We start from the raw sequence: 17,256 nt of genomic DNA on the forward strand, positions 1-17,256 counted from the left end.
GAGCGCCTGCATGGCATGCAGGAGGTCAGGAGTTCAATTCTCCTTAGCTCCACAGAAGTCGAAGGCGGGTCATCCCACAGGATGACCCGCCTTCGGTGTGTCCAGGGGGAGTTGGCGCAGGCCATGGAGCGGCGGGCCACCCCTTCTTGAGAAGAGGGCGGCCCGCCGTCCGTGAGCTCAGCGGCCCAGTGCTCGCCGGCCGCGGCCCTGGGAGAGGACCGGCAGGTTGCGGGACGGGCCCTTGTCCCGGGCCGTCTCCTCCTCCAGGCGCAGGGCAAGCGCCGGGCAGCGGCGCACCGCGCGGAGCGCCTTCGCCTCCGCGTAACGCGGCACCTGGGCCTGCGCGACGGTGGGGAAGCCGTCGGCGCCGAGTTCGAAGACCTCCGGGAGGATGTCCGCGCACAGACCGTGGCCCCGGCACAGCGTCCAGTCGACGTAGATCTTCTGACGGCTGGGACCGTTGTCCTCGGCCTCCGCCCCGCTCGTGATGCCCGCGGGGAGCTGGCCGCCCTCGAAGAGCGGCAGAACGCCCTCCACAGGCCTTCCGCAGCCGTTTCCGAGGACGTGGGCGGCGAGGTCGTCCGTGAACGCCTTGATGGTCGATTCCAGGAACATCGCCGAGCCGTCCGGGTGCGAGCACGCACCGCGCCGCTTCACGGCCTTGGCGACCTGCTTCAGCGCCTCCAGGGCGGCCGGGCCGCCGCCGTTGAGGATGTCCTCCATGCCGCGCGCGGCGGCGGGCAGACCGAGGTAGCAGGGACCGCACTGTCCCGCGCTCTCGTCGGCCAGCCACTGGGCCACACGAAGCGACTCACCCAGGGGGCAGGTCTCCTGGGTGATCGGCATGATGGCGCCGGCGCCGAGCGCACCGCCCACCGCGTCCAGGGAGTTGCGGGAGACGATCGCCTCGTTGACCGTCGCCGCGTCGATCCACTTGCCGTGGTAACCGCCCGTCAGCACCCCCTGGGGGACCGGCGGGGCGCCGGCCAGCTGCAGGACGTAGCGCAGCGGCACACCTGTGGGGACCTCCAGCACCATGGGGCGAGCGACCGCCCCGGAGACCGTGAGCATGACGGTGCCGGGCTCGTCGTAGAGGCCGGTGTTGCCGTAGCGCTCGGGGCCGATGCGGGCGGCGATGGCGAGTTGGGCGAACGTCTCGGCGTTCGAGAGCAGGGTCGGGGCGCCGCCGACGCCGTTCTGGGAGGCGCTGACCTTGCGGCCGGGCGGGATCGCCGGGCCGCCGTCGATCGAGCGGATCAGCGACGCGGCGGCACCGGTGACCATGCGGACCGGGTTGCGCTGGACGAACGCCTTCAGTGCCGAGCGGCGGGTGTTGCTCAGGCCGCGCTCGGCGAGCGCCTGCTCCATGGAGCGCTGCGTCGACTCACGGGTGACCCCCACCACGAGCGTGCGGGCACCCAGGGCCTCGGCGACCAGCAGGGCGCCGTCCAGGATGAGGTGCGGGGCACGGTTGATGAGCACCGTGTCCTTGCGGCAGGCCGGTTCGTCCTCACTGCCGTTGACGACGACGACCGGTCGTACACCGCGTTTGATCGCCGCCTCGGCGACCGAACGCAGCTTCTTGTGGAAGGGGAAGCCCGCGCCGCCGCGGCCCTTCAGGTTGATGGCCTCGGAGAGCTTCGCGAGCTGCTCCCCGCCCATCGGTTCGAGCGGCCCGTGCACCTTGAGGTGCATGGGCAGGTCAAGTCTCTCGACAAGGTCGAAGCCCGATGTGAGCTGAGGAAGCCCGACGACGCGGACTTCTGGGACGTCGGGCAGGGCCTCGTTCACCTATAGCCTCCGGAAGGCGTGTTCCAAGGTTCGCCCGAGCCGCCCTGCGCGTCGAAGTCGTACGAAGCGTTGGGCGTTTGATCGGTGGCGGGACCGCTGTTGTACGTGTCACCAGGGTTGTACGTACCGGAGGTGCCGTTCGACTCACCGGTGGGGTAGACGTATCCCTCGCCGTATCCGCCAGTGCCCGCATTGTTGTTGTATGTCGGGATGTTGTAGCCCGTGTCCTGGAGCGGGTCGTAGGCCGAAGGCGGAGCCTCGCCGACCGGCGGCGGCGACGGGATCGGCCAGCTTCCGGAGGTGCTGCCGCCGTTGTCCGCGCGCGGGACCGCCTGGGTGTTCTGCATGTCCATGGGCACGTTCATGCGCGAGGCCTGGTCGGTGACGTACGGCATCTGGCCGGTGGACTCCGGCGTGGCGGTGCGGTAGGCGGCCGCGAAGCCGTTCGTGTCGGCAACCGGGGTCATGGACCTCGTCTCGTACTGCGCGGCGGCCGGGTCCACGCGAGGCATCGATCCGGTCTCGGTGAACGAGGGCTGCTGCGCGGCGCGTCGGCCCTCGGCCGGACGCCGGCTCTCGAAGCCCGGCAGCGCGGACTCGGCCACGCGGCCCCGGCTCGCGTCGAGTTCGTCGAGACCCGGCCGCTCCTCGTTGCCCAGGAGCATGGCGATCTTGTCGGCGAACTTGCGCTTGAACGGGCGGGGCGCCGAGCGTAGGGCGAGGGCCGCGGCGACCCCGACCAGGCACAGCTCGTACGAGATCATGAAGAACGGCTTCGCCGCGCGGCCCGCGAACAGGCCGTGGACCAGCGCCGCGCACCAGGCCGGGTAGGCCAGCATGTGCATCGCGCGCCAGCGGGCGGCCACCGGCGCCGGCGACGCGAACTGGTTGCGCAGGGCGCCGGTGATGCCCACGAAGATCATGAGCAGGCCGGCCAGGGAGCCGAGGCCGATGAGCCCGGCACTGCCCTTCACACCGAGGCTGAACGGGATCAGCGCGGCGATCAGGACGGTGTGGTCGAGCGCCAGTTTGACCGTGATGTGAATCACGAGGAACGCGATGGAGCCGACGGCGGTCACCCGGTGGATGCCCTGGGCCACGATCCGCTGGCGGATGTTGAGGACGACCCGGTCCTGGGCGACGAGTCCCCAGATGACCGAGCAGGTGAGCGACACGAGCGAGAGAACGCCCGCACCGAAGTTGAGGAAGTCCTGTACCTGGCTGCCTCCGAGCAGCACGAACACGGGTATGGAGAGCAGGACGACGAGGCTCACCACGCCATAGGCCGAACGGCCCGGCTTGGGGAGCGAACTGGTACTACGACGAGGGTTCATGGGGGCAACTCCGAGCAGTATCGGGAAAGCGGTCCCGCTGCCGAACTCTAAGTGGCTCCATACCGGTGGGTACGAGGTTTGAGTTATTGCGTTGTTATCAAACGACAATGCGCTTGCTGCGATGTCCCGTAGTGGGTGGTACGCGAAGGTAATCCTTGAACTGGGGTCAGTCCACGCCGCTGTGGACAGGGTGCCAAGGGTGATACGGAAGCGCGTCGCGTTGTGCTCAAGCGCTGCGGTACCCTCATGCCATGCGTGCCGTACGCCTTCTGCTTAGCGAGCCGCGCTGATCAGTCCCGACCACCGGTGAGCGGTGAGGTCGGAATCGGCGCGGCGTCCCCTCCTGTGCGAGGGGATTTTTCGTTTGGTGAATGTCACAGCCCGAACGACGCAGCCGCTGGCAGAGACGATCGATGGAGCTTTGAGGATCATGAGCGAGACGAACCCCGCTGCCGCCGCCGAGGTGGTCGCGCCGCACCGCTACACGGCCGCCATGGCCGCGGACATCGAGGCACGCTGGCAGGACTTCTGGGACGCCGAGGGCACCTACGAGGCCCCGAACCCGAGCGGTGACCTGGCCGGCGACCCCGAACTGGCCGCCCGCCCCAAAAAGTTCATCATGGACATGTTCCCGTACCCCTCGGGTGCGGGCCTGCACGTCGGCCATCCCCTGGGCTACATCGCCACCGATGTGTTCGCCCGGTTCCAGCGGATGACCGGTCACAACGTGCTGCACACCCTGGGCTTCGACGCCTTCGGTCTGCCGGCCGAGCAGTACGCCGTGCAGACCGGCACGCATCCGCGCGTGTCCACCGAGGCCAACATCGAGAACATGAAGGTCCAGCTGCGTGCGCTGGGCCTGGGTCACGACAAGCGCCGATCGTTCGCCACGATCGACCCGGAGTACTACAAGTGGACCCAGTGGATCTTCCTGCAGATCTTCAACTCCTGGTACGACGACGAGGCCGACAAGGCCCGCCCGATCGCCGAGCTGATCGCCCAGTTCGAGTCCGGTGAGCGCGCCGTACCGGGCCACACGCGCGCGTGGCCGGACCTGACCGCCGCCGAACGAGCCGATGTCCTGAGCGAGTTCCGCCTGGCCTACGCCTCCGACGCGCCCGTCAACTGGTGCCCCGGCCTGGGCACCGTCCTGGCCAACGAGGAGGTCACCGCCGACGGCCGCTCCGAGCGCGGCAACTTCCCCGTCTTCAAGGCCAAGCTGCGCCAGTGGAACATGCGCATCACCGCCTACGCCGACCGGCTGCTGTCCGACCTGGAGGAGCTGGACTGGCCCGAGGCCATCAAGCTGCAGCAGCGCAACTGGATCGGCCGCTCCGAGGGCGCCCGCGTCGACTTCCCGGTCGACGGCGAGAACATCACCGTCTTCACCACCCGCCCCGACACCCTGTTCGGCGCGACCTACATGGTGCTGGCGCCCGAACACCCGCTGGTCGACAAGTTCACCCCGGACGCCTGGCCCGAGGGCACCCACGACGTGTGGACCGGGGGGCACGCCACCCCGGTGGAGGCCGTCGCCGCGTACCGCGCGCAGGCCGGCACCAAGTCCGACGTGGAGCGGCAGGCCGAGGCCAAGGACAAGACCGGCGTCTTCACCGGAGCGTTCGCCACCAACCCGGTCAACGGCGACCGCATCCCCGTCTTCATCGCCGACTACGTACTGATGGGCTACGGCACCGGCGCGATCATGGCCGTCCCGGCGGGCGACCAGCGCGACTTCGACTTCGCGCGCGCCTTCGAGCTGCCGATCACCTGCATCGTCGAGCCCACCGACGGCCGCGGCACCGACACGTCCACCTGGGAGAACGCCTTCGGGTCCTACGACGCGAAGATCATCAACTCCTCGAACGACGACATCTCCCTGGACGGCCTGCCCGTCGCCGAGGCCAAGGCCCGCATCACCGAGTGGCTGGCCCGCAAGGGCATCGGCGAGGGCACCGTCAACTTCCGCCTGCGCGACTGGCTGTTCAGCCGCCAGCGCTACTGGGGCGAGCCCTTCCCGATCGTCTACGACGAGGACGGCGTCGCCCACTCGCTGCCCGAGTCGATGCTGCCCCTGGAGCTGCCGGAGGTCGAGGACTACTCGCCGCGCACCTTCGACCCGGACGACGCCAACACGTCCCCGGAGACGCCCCTGTCCCGCAACGAGGACTGGGTCGCCGTCACCCTGGACCTGGGCGACGGCCGCGGCCCCCAGAAGTACCGCCGCGAGACCAACACCATGCCCAACTGGGCCGGTTCCTGCTGGTACGAACTGCGCTACCTGGACCCGCACAACGACCAGAAGCTGGTCGACCCCGCCATCGAGCAGTACTGGATGGGCCCCCGCGCGGGCATGCCGCACGGCGGCGTCGACCTGTACGTCGGCGGCGCCGAGCACGCCGTACTGCACCTGCTGTACGCCCGCTTCTGGTCCAAGGTGCTGTTCGACCTGGGGCACATCTCGTCCCCGGAGCCGTTCCACAAGCTGTTCAACCAGGGCATGATCCAGGCCTACGTCTACCGGGACGGCCGGGGCTTCCCGGTGCCGGCCGCCGAGGTCGAGGAGCGCGACGGCGCCTACTACCACCAGGGCGAGAAGGTCTCCCGGCTGCTGGGCAAGATGGGCAAGTCCCTGAAGAACGCGGTCACTCCGGACGAGATCTGCGACGAGTACGGCGCCGACACCCTGCGCCTGTACGAGATGGCCATGGGCCCCCTGGACGTGTCCCGGCCGTGGGACACGCGCGCGGTGGTGGGCCAGTACCGGCTGCTGCAGCGGCTGTGGCGCAACGTCGTCGACGAGACGACCGGCGAGGTCACGGTCGTCGACACCGAGCCCGACGAGGACACGCTGCGTGCCCTGCACAAGGCGATCGACGGGGTGCGCCAGGACCTGCAGGGGCTGCGCTTCAACACGGCCATCGCGAAGATCACCGAGCTGAACAACCAGCTGACCAAGGCGGGCGGGGCGGTGCCGCGCTCCGTCGCCGAGTCACTGGTCCTGCTGATCGCGCCGCTGGCCCCGCACGTCGCCGAGGAACTGTGGCGCAAGCTGGGCCGCACCGACACGGTGGTCCACCAGGACTTCCCGGTCGCCGACCCGGCGTACGTCGTGGACGAGAGCGTGACCTGCGTCGTGCAGATCAAGGGCAAGGTCAAGGCACGCCTGGAGGTCCCCCCGACGATCTCCGACGCCGAGCTGGAGAAGGTCGCGCTGGCCGACGAGAAGGTCGTCGCCGCGCTGGAGGGCGCGGGCATCCGCAAGGTCATCGTGCGGGCGCCGAAGCTGGTCAACATCGTTCCGGCGTAGTCCTTCGGTGCTCCATCGCGGTCCTTTGACGAGACCGCGATGAGCGCCTCGGGGTAGTCCCCTACGGGCAGGTTCGGGGTTCGTTTGGAACTCCGGACCTGCCCGTTGCGTTTACCGTTGAAGAGCGGCGCGGCGTGTGCCGCCCGAAGCCGGTGGAGGAGCGTTGGAAGCCGTGATCGCAGTCTTCGCCCTTCTCTTCCTGCTGTTCGTGGTCGCAGGCGGCTATGCGGCGGTCAAGGCGGTCGGAGCCGCCAAGCGAGGCGTCGACCGTACGGTCGCGCAGGCCCGGCGCTCGGTCGAGGACCACACCCTGCGCGCCAAGTCCCTCGCCCAGCCCGGCCCGCAGGGACAGGTGGCCCAACTGCGGCTCGCGCTGCGCACATCGATGCGTGCGACGCAGGACGCGCTGCACGCAGGTGTGACCGAGGACGAGTCGCTCAAGGAGTCCCTCGGCCTCTTCGAGCGGCTCAGCGCACACGGCCGTGAACTCGACGGCGAACTCAAACGCCTGGAGTCCGAGCCGGACCGCAGAATGCTCGCCGAGCGGCTGCCCGCCCTGCGCGAGCGCACCGAGCGCATCACGAAATCCGCCGACTCACTGCGCTGGGCCGCCCGCGACCGCGCCGGCCGCTTCGCGGAGGACGACCTCGACGCGCTGAGCGCCCAGATAGACGTGGAGGCAGGAGCCCTGCGGCACTGGACGAAGTCGGAGCACACGCCACCCCCGTGGCCCGACGCCCCGGCCGCCGACGCCGCCACGGCCCAGCAGACATGGCCGGAGACCCCGCGCTCCCGCCCCGCCGCCGAGCAGCCCGCCCCCTCCGCCATCACCCCGCCGACCCGGCGTCCCAGCTACCCCTGGCAGAAGAAACCCCGCCCCGAGAGCACGACTTGACCGGGCGGCACGGCGCGAGCCTGCGGCACGGTGTGATCCGGCCGGTTCCGGCCCAGGTGAAAGGGGTCGGGCTGCCGCCCGGCCGCTACGGCAGGTAACCTCCAGCTCATGTCCCGCCATGTCGCGATCGTCACCGATTCAACGGCCTACCTGCCGCCGCTGACGATGGAGCGCCACGACATCACAGCAGTGCCGCTGACCGTGGTCCTCGGCGACCGGGCACTCGAAGAGGGCACCGAGATCTCCACCCGCTCCCTGGCCCTGGCCCTGCAGAAGCGGCGCCCGGTCACCACCTCGCGGCCCAGCCCCCAGCTCTTCGCCGAGACCTACCGCAGGGTCGCCGAGTCCGGCGCCACCGGCATCGTCTCCCTCCACCTCTCCGCCGAACTCTCGGGCACCTACGACGCGGCCGTCCTCGCGGCCCGCGAGGCACCGGTGCCGGTGAGGGTCGTGGACACCGGCATGATCGCGATGGCGCTCGGCTTCTGCGCGCTCGCCGCGGCCGAGACGGCGGAGGCGGGCGGCACGGTCGACGAGGCGGTCACCGCCGCGGAGAAACGGGCCGCGGGCACCTCCGCCTACTTCTATGTCGACACCCTCGACTATCTGCGCCGGGGCGGCCGTATCGGCGCGGCCCAGGCCCTGTTGGGCTCCGCGCTCGCCGTGAAGCCGCTGCTCCAGCTGGAGGGCGGGCGCATCGAACTCCTGGAGAAGGTCCGGACGGCATCGAAGGCGATTGCCCGCCTTGAGGAGATCGTGGCCGACCGGGCGGGCAGCGCACAGGTCGACATCGCTGTCCACCATCTCTCCGCACCCGAGCGCGCGGAGGCCCTCGCGGAGCGGCTTCGGGTACGGGTGCCCGGACTGGCCGACCTGCATGTGAGCGAGGTCGGCGCGGTGATCGGGGCGCACACCGGGCCCGGGTTGTTGGGGGTTGTGGTTTCGCCGCGGTGACGGCTGCCTGCGGCATGCGCGGGTATGCGTCGGGGCCGGTCGGTAACTCGTGCGGGTGACGGAGTTATCCACAACTGGGCGGCCGTCCCCGGGAATTGACCAAGATCATCGCGAAGTGGCGAGATGCCCGATCCTCGGCGCATGACACTTCGATCACGCTCACACACAGCGACCGCGACCAGCGGCCCGGGCCGCGCCCCGTCCTCTGACGGCCGCACCCGCCACCGCCGCACACCGACCCGGGGCCGGGCACACCGCCAGGCTTCGGCGGACGAACTCCGGCGACGCGCGGACATCCTCTTCGCCGAACGCGCCGGGAAGCGAAGGGAGTTGGGGAACGGACCGCCGAGGGAGGAGCGGGGGGCGGGGGTGGCAGCCCGGGCGACGGTCCGGGTGGGAGTGCCGGCGGGGGTTGGGCCGACGTCTGACGTCTCGTACGTCGGAGGGTCCGCGGGGATCGCGAGGCACGCGGGGCCTGAGGGGCCCGCAAGGGTCGGAGATACCGGAGATACCGGAGACGGCAGAGACGTTGAGGAGGCCGTTGCCAGGGGCGGCCGTGAGGTAGGGATCTGGCGCGAGCGGGCCGGGTCGGCGCTGCGGGAGCGGATGCCGGTGTGGGTGCAGACGCGGTGCGGGCTGGAACGGCGGAGCGTGGTCGCGCTCGGTCTGCTGTTCGTGGTGGCCGCGGCCTTCGCGGTGCAGCACTTCTGGGTGGGCCGGACCCAACCCGTGCGGGCCCCGGAAGTGGTGCGGGCGGCGGCTCCTTACGGGACAGAGGGCGATGAAGGGGGCGGCAGCACGGGCAAAGGGGCCGAGTCGCATACCTCGGCCGGAGCGCGGGGCGTATCGAGTGCGGCCGGCGCCGAGATCGTCGTGGATGTCAGCGGCAAGGTCCGTGAGCCCGGGGTTCATCGGCTTCCGGCCGGTTCGCGGGTGACGGATGCGCTGCGCGCGGCGGGTGGAGTGCGTTCGGGCACGAACACCGAGGGGCTCAACCTCGCTCGGTTCCTTGTGGACGGGGAACAGGTCGTCGTCGGGGGGCCGACACCCGCCGCGGTGCCTGGTGTGACGGGTTCAACGGGCACCGGCGTGGCGGCTGCCCCAGGCGCCCCGGTCTCCCTCAACACGGCCACCGCGGACCAGCTCAACACCCTGCCGGGGGTGGGCCCCGTGCTGGCCCAGCACATCATCGACTACCGCACCCAGCACGGCGGTTTCCGCTCGGTGGACGAACTGCGCCAGGTCAACGGCATCGGCGACCGCCGCTTCGCCGACCTGCGGGATCTGGTACGGCCATGACCCACGTCCACGACGACTCGCGCGAGGCTGGGACTCCACGCCCCACACCGCAGCACGACACCTCGTCCCGCCGTGCCGTGCATACCTCGTCCGGGAACCGGCGGGGTGCCGCGCACCCCCACCAGGAAGGCCCGACAGACCTACGGCTCGTACCGCCCGCGCTCGCCGCCTGGGCGACAGCCGCGCTGGCGCTGGACGCGTCACCAGCCTGGGTCACCGGTGTCGCGGTCGCCGCCCTGGTGGTGGCGCTTGTGCTTCTGCTGGCGCGACGGCGGGGCGGGGTGGGCGGCAGCCGTGCTTTCTCCTCCTGGCCCCGTGCCTCGATCGCCGCCCTGCTCCTCTCCATCGCGGCAGCCGCCGCCTCCGCCGGGCTGCACGGATCGGATCTGCGCCGTGGGCCGGTGCCCGAGCTGGCGCGGAAGTACGCGTCCGTGACCGCGGAGGTGGAGCTCGGTTCCGATCCACGGTTGACCCGGCCCCGGATCAGCGGGGACCACGCGGCTCCGGTCTCCGTGCTGATCGGGGCCGAGGTACGGCGGGTGGAGGAAACGGACGGGACGGTCGTGGAGACACGGGCGCCAGTGCTGCTGATCATCGATCCGGGCTCGTCCGCTGGGCGGGTCAGGGGAGTTGGGGGTGCTGCCGGGGCCGTGGACGGCCGCGCCCGGGGATCCAGTGGTGGCCCGGAGCATTCGCCCTGGCTGGGGCTGCTGCCGTCCACGCGGGTGAGGGTGACCGCGCGGCTGGCACCTTCCCTGACCGGCGGGGACCGGGTCGCGGCCGTGCTGCGCGTACGGAACCAGCCGGTGCCGGAAGTGGTGGGGAAGCCGTCCGGAGCCCAGCGGTTCGCGGGGCGGTTGCGGGCCGGACTGCGTGAGGCCACGGACGGCTTGCCGGCGGACGCGCGGGCGCTGCTGCCGGGACTGGTCGTCGGCGACACCGCACGCATCACACCCGAGCTGGACGAGGCTTTCAGGGAGACGGACCTCGCGCACACCCTCGCCGTCTCCGGAAGCAACCTGACCATCCTGCTCGCCCTCCTCATCGGACCGCCCGGTCTTGCCCAGCTCGTCGAACGCCGAGGTCTGGCACCGCGACTGGGGATCTCCCTCCGGGCGACCGCGTTGCTCGGCGGGGTACTCACACTCGGGTTCGTCGTCGTGTGCCGGCCCGACCCGAGCGTGCTGCGGGCCGCGGCCTGCGGTGCCGTCGCACTGCTCGCCCTGGCGACCGGACGCCGCAGATCACTGATCCCGGCGCTGGCGACGGCCGTACTGCTCCTGGTGCTGTACGACCCGTGGCTGTCCCGCAGTTACGGCTTCCTGCTCTCCGTGCTGGCCACCGGAGCCCTGCTCACGCTGGCACCACGCTGGTGCGAGACGCTGCGGCGGCACCGGGTTCCCCCGCGGTTGGCCGAGGCGTTGGCCGCCGCTGCCGCCGCGCAGGCACTGTGCGCGCCGGTCGTGGCCGTGCTGTCGGCGCGGGTCAGTCTGGTGGCGGTGCCGTGCAACCTGCTCGCGGAGGTCGCCGTCGCACCGGCCACGGTGCTGGGCTTCGCGGCGCTGGCGACGGCACCGGTGGTGATGCCGGTGGCCAAGGTCCTCGCGTGGGGCGCGAGTTGGCCCGCCGGGTGGATCGCGGACGTGGCCCGGACCGGTGCGGCGCTGCCCGGTGGGGGAGTGGACTGGCCGGGCAGTTGGACGGGGGCGCTGCTGCTCGCTGTCGCCGTCGCGGTTCTCGCGCTGGTCGGCCGACGGCTGCTGAAGCATCCGTGGCTGTGCGGTGTCTGCGGGTTGCTGCTCCTGCTGGTCGTGGTCGAGCCGGCGCCACTCACCCGGGTGATCACGGGATGGCCGCCGCCGGGCTGGCGGTTCGCGATGTGCGACGTCGGGCAGGGTGACGCGACGGTGCTCGCGGCGGGCAAGGGCGCCGGCGTGGTCGTGGACGCCGGACCCGATCCGAAGCTGGTCGACCAGTGTCTGCGCACGCTCGGCATCACCAGGATTCCGCTGGTCGTCCTCACTCACTTTCACGCCGACCATGTCGCCGGACTGCCCGGGGTCCTGCGGGGCCGCTCGGTGGGCGCGATCGAGACGACGTCCTTCGAAGAGCCGGCGGACCAGGCCGAGTTCGTGCGGAGAGCGGCAGCGGAACGGCACATCCCGATCACCCGTGCCGTCGCCGGGGAACAGCGACGCGCCGGTCCGCTCTCCTGGCAGGTGCTGTGGCCGCCACCGGAACCGGTACCGGACCAGGACGGCCCGAACGACGCGAGTGTCACGCTGCTCGTCCGGACGGCCGGGTTGCGCCTACTACTGCTCGGGGACCTCGAACCCCCGGCCCAGCAGGAGCTGTTGAGGTCACCGGCGGCGGCACTGCTGGGAGGCGTGGACGTCCTCAAGGTCGCCCACCATGGTTCCGCCTACCAGGACTTGGACCTGATACGCAGAGTTGCCCCACGACTGGCGCTGATCTCCTGCGGTGAGGACAACCCCTATGGCCACCCGGCCCCCAGCACGGTCGCGGCGCTGCGCGCGACGGGCGCGGTGGTCCTACGGACGGACCTGGACGGGGCCCTGGCGGTGGAAGGCGCGGGGGCCGGGCTGCGGGTGACACGGGACTGAGGGAGTCGGGGTGGCGGGGAGGGGAGGGGAGGGAGGGGGGAGGGGGGAGGGGGCCTCCCCGGCGAGAGCCCGGCGGCATAGGCGCTGAGCTGCGGTTGGTATGAGACTGGTGGCATGAATCCCGCACAGGTTGATGCCTACCTCCGTCGGCTGGGAGTCCCGCGCCCGGCGCTGCCCACCGTCGATGTTCTGCGCGAACTGCATCTGCGTCATCTGCAGACCGTGCCCTTCGAGAATCTGTCGATTCATCTGGGAGAGGAGATCGTGCTGGAGGAGAAGCGGCTGCTGGACAAGATCGTGGGCGCGGGCAGGGGCGGGTTCTGCTACGAACTGAACGGACTGTTCGGCGCGTTGCTCGCCGCGCTGGGATTCGACGTCACGCTGCTGTCGGCGCGGGTGTACGGGGACGGCGGGAGCCTGGGAATCCCGTACGACCATCTCGCGCTGCGGGTGCGGACGGTGGAAGGGAGCGTGTGGCTGGCCGACGTGGGGTTCGGGACGCACAGCCACTACCCCCTGGCCTTCGGGGAACGGGGTGAACAGGCGGACCCCGGCGGCGAGTTCAGGATCGCCGAGTCCGCGAACCCCGGGGACTTGCCAGACCTGCCAGATCGGCAAGGCCTCGCGGGCCTGACGGACCTGGACGTCCTCCGGAACGGCAAGCCCGAGTACCAGTTGGAGACGCGGCCCCGGGTGCTCGGTGACTTCGTGGCCGCGGCGTGGTGGCAGACCACGTCACCGGCGTCGCACTTCACGCAGTCGCTGGTCTGCTCGCGGCTCACGGACGACGGAGGGAGGATCACGCTCAGCGGTCGCGGCCTGACGGTGACGGCGGCGGACGGGACCCGGGACGTGCGTGAACTGGCCACGGACGAGGAGGTGTTGGCGGTGTACCGGGAGCGGTTCGGGATCGAACTGGGGGAGGTGCCCACGGTGCGCACACCCGCGTAGCCGTGGGGGTGTGCGCGCGAGCCCGCGGCCGTACCGGAAGATGTCTCCGTGAGTGATGTGAGACATGTGCTGGTGCTGCCCGACCGTGACACGGCAGAGGAGGCGGCGGAGGCGCTCGGGGAGCGGTTCGCCCTCGACGAGGAACCGCAATTGGTGCGGGACGCGCTGGCCGGCGAGGACGACGCCGAGGACGCGCAGTGGCTGCTTGTGCTGCGGGACGAGCACGGACGGCTCGACCCCGTTGAGCTGGACGCGTTCGCGGGAGAGTGGGACGGCTGGCGCGAGGAGCCGTAACAGTCACGAGCCCACGCACGAGCCCACGCACGGGCCGACAGAGCCGACACCCAACCCGCTCTATGGCTCCCACCGGCACCCGCCCTCTCCCGCACCCGCCCCCGTTGTCAGTGCCGCGTGCGATGCTTTACAGGATGGCCAAGAAGACTGCGAATGACGACCCTCTCGCCCCGGTGACGCTTGCCGTGGGCCAGGAGGACCTCCTGCTCGACCGTGCCGTGCAGGAGGTGGTGGCCGCCGCCAGGGCCGCCGACGCCGACACGGACGTACGTGACCTGACCTCGGACCAGCTGCAGCCCGGCACCCTCGCCGAGTTGACCAGCCCCTCGCTCTTCGCGGAGCGCAAGGTCGTGGTCGTACGCAACGCGCAGGATCTGTCCGCGGACACGATCAAGGACGTGAAGGGGTATCTCGGGGCGCCCGCCGAGGAGATCACCCTGGTGCTGTTGCACGCGGGTGGGGTCAAGGGCAAAGCGCTGCTCGATGCCGCGCGCAAGGCGGGCGCGCGGGAGGTGGCCTGTCCCAAGATGACGAAGCCGGCGGACCGGCTGGCCTTCGTGCGGAGCGAGTTCCGGGCGACCGGGAGATCGGCCACCCCGGAGGCCTGCCAGGCGCTCGTCGACTCCATCGGCAGCGATCTGCGGGAGCTGGCGTCCGCCGTCTCCCAGTTGGTCGCCGACGTCGAGGGCACCATCGACGAGGCGGTCGTCGGGCGGTACTACACCGGCCGGGCCGAGGCGTCGAGCTTCACGGTCGCGGACCGGGCCGTGGAGGGACGGGCGGCGGAGGCGCTGGAGGCGCTGCGGTGGTCGCTGTCCACCGGGGTGGCGCCGGTGCTGATCACCAGCGCGTTGGCGCAGGGGGTGCGGGCGATCGGGAAGCTGTCGTCCGCGCGTGGCGGGCGGCCGGCGGATCTGGCGCGTGAGCTGGGGATGCCGCCGTGGAAGATCGACCGGGTGCGGCAGCAGATGCGGGGCTGGACACCGGACGCGGTCTCCGTCGCGCTGCGGGCGGTGGCCGAGGCGGACGCGGGAGTGAAGGGCGGTGGGGACGATCCGGAGTACGCGTTGGAGAAGGCGGTCGTCACGATCGCCCGGGCCGCTCGGGGCCGGGCACAGGGCTGAGGCCGAGACTCTGTTCGCCCCCGGGAAGCGACAGGTCCCCGAAAGCGCCGACCTGGGGACACAGCAATGCCCCCGAAGTGGGTCCGGGGGCACTGTACGTGGCGTGGCGACCACGATGACTGTCCGTGAATCGAGGTAGAGGGCTCGACGTTGTCCTCACGGCGGATTGCTACTGGTCCGGTCCGCGCGAGCGCGGGCCGAGGCAAGTGCGGAGGATCAGCCCTTGAGCGAGGTGACCTTGGAAGCAAGCGCCGACTTCTTGTTGGCGGCCTGGTTCTTGTGGATGACGCCCTTCGAGACGGCCTTGTCGAGCTGACGCGCGGCAGCGCGCTGGTACTCGGTGGCCTTCTCGACGTCACCCGCGGCAGCGGCCTCGCGGGCCTTGCGGATCGCGGTCTTCAGGGAGGACTTGACGGCCTTGTTGCGCAGCCGAGCCTTCTCGTTGGTCTTGATCCGCTTGATCTGGGACTTGATGTTCGCCACGAATGAGCCTTTGCAGGTTCTGGCACGGGGCCGCACGGGTCCCGGGCCGATGATTTTTCTTGGGGTGTGCCTCGTGCTGAGAGCGCAGGAGACACAGCGACCCAGGCTACCAGCAGCCCACCGACCCACCCAAACCGGCTACCACGGCCCGATCCGTTACCGTCTCGCACCGGCCCAAACCGGACCGCACCTCCCGCGCGTGGGACCATGGAGCCTACGTATCGATCCGACCCGAGACCGCAGACACTGCGGACGCCTCAAGAATCAGGACCCTGCGTGCCCGCGATCCCCAGCCATGTGCCCGAGCCGAGCCGTACCGACCCGGCGCTGATCCGCAATTTCTGCATCATCGCGCACATCGACCACGGCAAGTCCACGTTGGCCGACCGGATGCTCCAGCTGACCGGAGTGGTCGACCAGCGGCAGATGCGTGCTCAGTACCTCGACCGCATGGACATCGAGCGCGAGCGCGGCATCACGATCAAGTCCCAGGCGGTGCGTCTGCCGTGGGCCCCCACCGACGGGGCCGACAAGGGCAGTACTCACATCCTCAACATGATCGACACCCCGGGACACGTCGACTTCACGTACGAGGTCTCGCGGTCGCTCGCCGCCTGCGAGGGCACCGTGCTGCTGGTGGACGCCGCCCAGGGCATCGAGGCCCAGACCCTCGCCAACCTCTACCTGGCGATGGAGAACGACCTCACGATCATCCCCGTACTGAACAAGATCGACCTGCCGGCCGCGCAGCCCGAGAAATTCGCGGAGGAGCTGGCGAACCTGGTCGGCTGTGACCCCGAGGACGTTCTCAGGGTCTCCGCGAAGACCGGGCTCGGTGTCGACGTACTGCTCAACAAGGTCGTCAAGGAGGTCCCGGCGCCGGTCGGGAACGCGGACGCGCCGGCCCGCGCCATGATCTTCGACTCGGTCTACGACTCCTACCGCGGTGTCGTGACGTACATCCGAGTCATCGACGGGCAGCTCACCAAGCGCGAGAAGATCCGGATGATGTCCACGAACGCCACGCACGAGCTGCTGGAGATCGGGACGAACTCGCCGGAGATGCTCGGCGCGGACGGGCTCGGGGTCGGCGAGGTCGGCTATCTGATCACGGGTGTGAAGGACGTCCGGCAGTCCAAGGTCGGTGACACCATCACCACCCTGCACAAGGGGGCGACCGAGGCGCTCGGCGGTTACAAGGACCCCAAGCCCATGGTCTTCTCCGGGCTGTATCCGCTGGACGGGTCCGACTACCCGGAGCTGCGCGACGCCCTCGACAAGCTCCAGCTCAACGACGCCGCGCTGGTGTACGAGCCGGAGACCTCGGCGGCGCTGGGCTTCGGTTTCCGGGTCGGCTTCCTGGGGCTGCTGCACCTGGACGTGATCCGGGAGCGGCTGGAGCGCGAGTTCGGGCTCGACCTCATCGCGACCGCGCCGAACGTGGTGTACCGCGTCGAGATGGAGGACGGCAGCGAGCACGTCGTCACCAACCCGAGCGAGTTCCCCGAGGGGAAGATCGACAAAGTCTACGAGCCCGTCGTGCGCGCGACGATCCTCGCGCCGTCGGAGTTCATCGGTTCGATCATGGAGCTGTGCCAGACCCGGCGCGGCACCCTGCTCGGCATGGACTACCTCTCCGAGGACCGCGTCGAGATCCGGTACACGCTCCCCCTCGCGGAGATCGTCTTCGACTTCTTCGACCAGCTGAAGTCCAAGACCCGCGGCTATGCCTCGCTGGACTACGAGCCCACCGGCGAGGTGTCCTCCAGTCTGGTCAAGGTCGACATCCTGCTGCACGGCGACAAGGTGGACGCCTTCTCGGCGATCACGCACAAGGACGCGGCGTACTCGTACGGCGTGCGGCTGGTCGCCAAGCTGCGGGAGCTGATCCCGCGGCAGGCCTTCGAGGTGCCCATCCAGGCCGCCGTCGGCTCCCGGGTCATCGCCCGCGAGACGATCCGCGCCATCCGCAAGGACGTCCTCGCCAAGTGCTACGGCGGTGACATCTCGCGTAAGCGGAAGCTGCTGGAGAAGCAGAAGGAGGGCAAGAAGCGGATGAAGATGGTGGGTTCCGTGGAGGTTCCCCAGGAGGCGTTCATCGCGGTGCTGTCCAGCGACGACAGCGGTCCCGGCGCCAAGGGCAAGAAGTAGCGGCCCCGTACACCGGGATTCCGGAGCAAACCGAGGCGAACTTCGG

Annotated in this window: 12 protein-coding genes; 9 read left to right on the forward strand and 3 right to left on the reverse strand. The window is 70.3% G+C overall.

Annotated features, from left to right (window positions below; genetic code table 11):
- Positions 1-177 precede the first annotated feature (177 nt).
- Together OC490_RS13930 and OC490_RS13935 are read right to left on the reverse strand one after the other, a co-directional pair.
- Positions 178-1,791 (reverse strand): NADH-quinone oxidoreductase subunit NuoF family protein, encoded by a 1,614-nt coding sequence (locus tag OC490_RS13930; protein ID WP_262058206.1) that lies wholly within the window; start codon positions 1,789-1,791, stop codon positions 178-180.
- The gene (locus OC490_RS13935) at positions 1,788-3,125 is read right to left on the reverse strand and encodes a cytochrome b/b6 domain-containing protein (protein ID WP_262058207.1); all 1,338 of its coding nucleotides are present in this window, start codon (positions 3,123-3,125) and stop codon (positions 1,788-1,790) included. The genes OC490_RS13930 and OC490_RS13935 overlap by 4 nt, the downstream gene beginning before the upstream one ends.
- A gap of 430 nt (positions 3,126-3,555) precedes the next feature.
- Here OC490_RS13935 and leuS point away from each other — a divergent pair, with 430 nt between their 5' ends.
- The 8 genes from leuS (at position 3,556) to holA (ending at position 14,576) form a co-directional block, all read left to right on the forward strand.
- Positions 3,556-6,435, forward strand: a complete 2,880-nt coding sequence (gene leuS / locus OC490_RS13940; RefSeq protein WP_262058208.1) for a leucine--tRNA ligase — start codon at positions 3,556-3,558, stop codon at positions 6,433-6,435.
- A 163-nt stretch (positions 6,436-6,598) separates the two neighbouring features.
- Complete coding sequence (locus tag OC490_RS13945; protein ID WP_262058209.1) at positions 6,599-7,330, forward strand: hypothetical protein; 732 nt, start codon at positions 6,599-6,601, stop codon at positions 7,328-7,330.
- A 108-nt stretch (positions 7,331-7,438) separates the two neighbouring features.
- A complete protein-coding gene (locus OC490_RS13950) occupies positions 7,439-8,284 on the forward strand; it encodes a DegV family protein (protein ID WP_262058210.1) in 846 nt (281 codons plus the stop codon).
- Positions 8,285-8,425: 141 nt separating this feature from the next.
- Positions 8,426-9,583 carry a ComEA family DNA-binding protein gene (locus OC490_RS13955; RefSeq protein ID WP_262058211.1) on the forward strand — a complete coding sequence of 386 codons (1,158 nt, stop codon included), beginning with the start codon at positions 8,426-8,428 and terminating at the stop codon, positions 9,581-9,583.
- Entirely contained in the window at positions 9,580-12,207 is a 2,628-nt protein-coding gene (locus tag OC490_RS13960) for a ComEC/Rec2 family competence protein (protein WP_262058212.1), read from the forward strand. Before OC490_RS13955 ends, OC490_RS13960 begins: the two co-directional genes overlap by 4 nt.
- Positions 12,208-12,321: 114 nt before the next feature.
- A complete protein-coding gene (locus OC490_RS13965) occupies positions 12,322-13,158 on the forward strand; it encodes an arylamine N-acetyltransferase family protein (RefSeq protein ID WP_262058213.1) in 837 nt (278 codons plus the stop codon).
- A gap of 48 nt (positions 13,159-13,206) precedes the next feature.
- Entirely contained in the window at positions 13,207-13,452 is a 246-nt protein-coding gene (locus OC490_RS13970; protein WP_262058214.1) for a hypothetical protein, read from the forward strand.
- Between the two features lie 134 nt (positions 13,453-13,586).
- Positions 13,587-14,576 carry a DNA polymerase III subunit delta gene (gene holA / locus OC490_RS13975; RefSeq protein WP_262058215.1) on the forward strand — a complete coding sequence of 330 codons (990 nt, stop codon included), beginning with the start codon at positions 13,587-13,589 and terminating at the stop codon, positions 14,574-14,576.
- Between the two features lie 216 nt (positions 14,577-14,792).
- Here holA and rpsT read toward each other — a convergent pair whose 3' ends face one another.
- Positions 14,793-15,059 (reverse strand): 30S ribosomal protein S20, encoded by a 267-nt coding sequence (rpsT, locus tag OC490_RS13980; RefSeq protein ID WP_099499233.1) that lies wholly within the window; start codon positions 15,057-15,059, stop codon positions 14,793-14,795.
- Between the two features lie 276 nt (positions 15,060-15,335).
- Here rpsT and lepA point away from each other — a divergent pair, with 276 nt between their 5' ends.
- A complete protein-coding gene (gene lepA, locus OC490_RS13985; protein ID WP_262058216.1) occupies positions 15,336-17,210 on the forward strand; it encodes a translation elongation factor 4 in 1,875 nt (624 codons plus the stop codon).
- Positions 17,211-17,256: the final 46 nt, after the last annotated feature.

It is taken from the genome of Streptomyces sp. STR69, assembly GCF_024519455.1.
Lineage (GTDB): Bacteria > Actinomycetota > Actinomycetes > Streptomycetales > Streptomycetaceae > Streptomyces.

Excerpts from the sequence above, each read along its gene's own strand:
- OC490_RS13955 (WP_262058211.1), top strand. The coding sequence starts at position 8,426 with ATGACACTTCGATCACGCTCACACACAGCGACCGCGACCAGCGGCCCG.
- leuS (WP_262058208.1), top strand. The coding sequence starts at position 3,556 with ATGAGCGAGACGAACCCCGCTGCCGCCGCCGAGGTGGTCGCGCCGCAC.
- OC490_RS13960 (WP_262058212.1), top strand. The coding sequence starts at position 9,580 with ATGACCCACGTCCACGACGACTCGCGCGAGGCTGGGACTCCACGCCCC.
- OC490_RS13965 (WP_262058213.1), top strand. The coding sequence starts at position 12,322 with ATGAATCCCGCACAGGTTGATGCCTACCTCCGTCGGCTGGGAGTCCCG.
- OC490_RS13950 (WP_262058210.1), top strand. The coding sequence starts at position 7,439 with ATGTCCCGCCATGTCGCGATCGTCACCGATTCAACGGCCTACCTGCCG.
- OC490_RS13935 (WP_262058207.1), bottom strand. The coding sequence starts at position 3,125 with ATGAACCCTCGTCGTAGTACCAGTTCGCTCCCCAAGCCGGGCCGTTCG.
- holA (WP_262058215.1), top strand. The coding sequence starts at position 13,587 with ATGGCCAAGAAGACTGCGAATGACGACCCTCTCGCCCCGGTGACGCTT.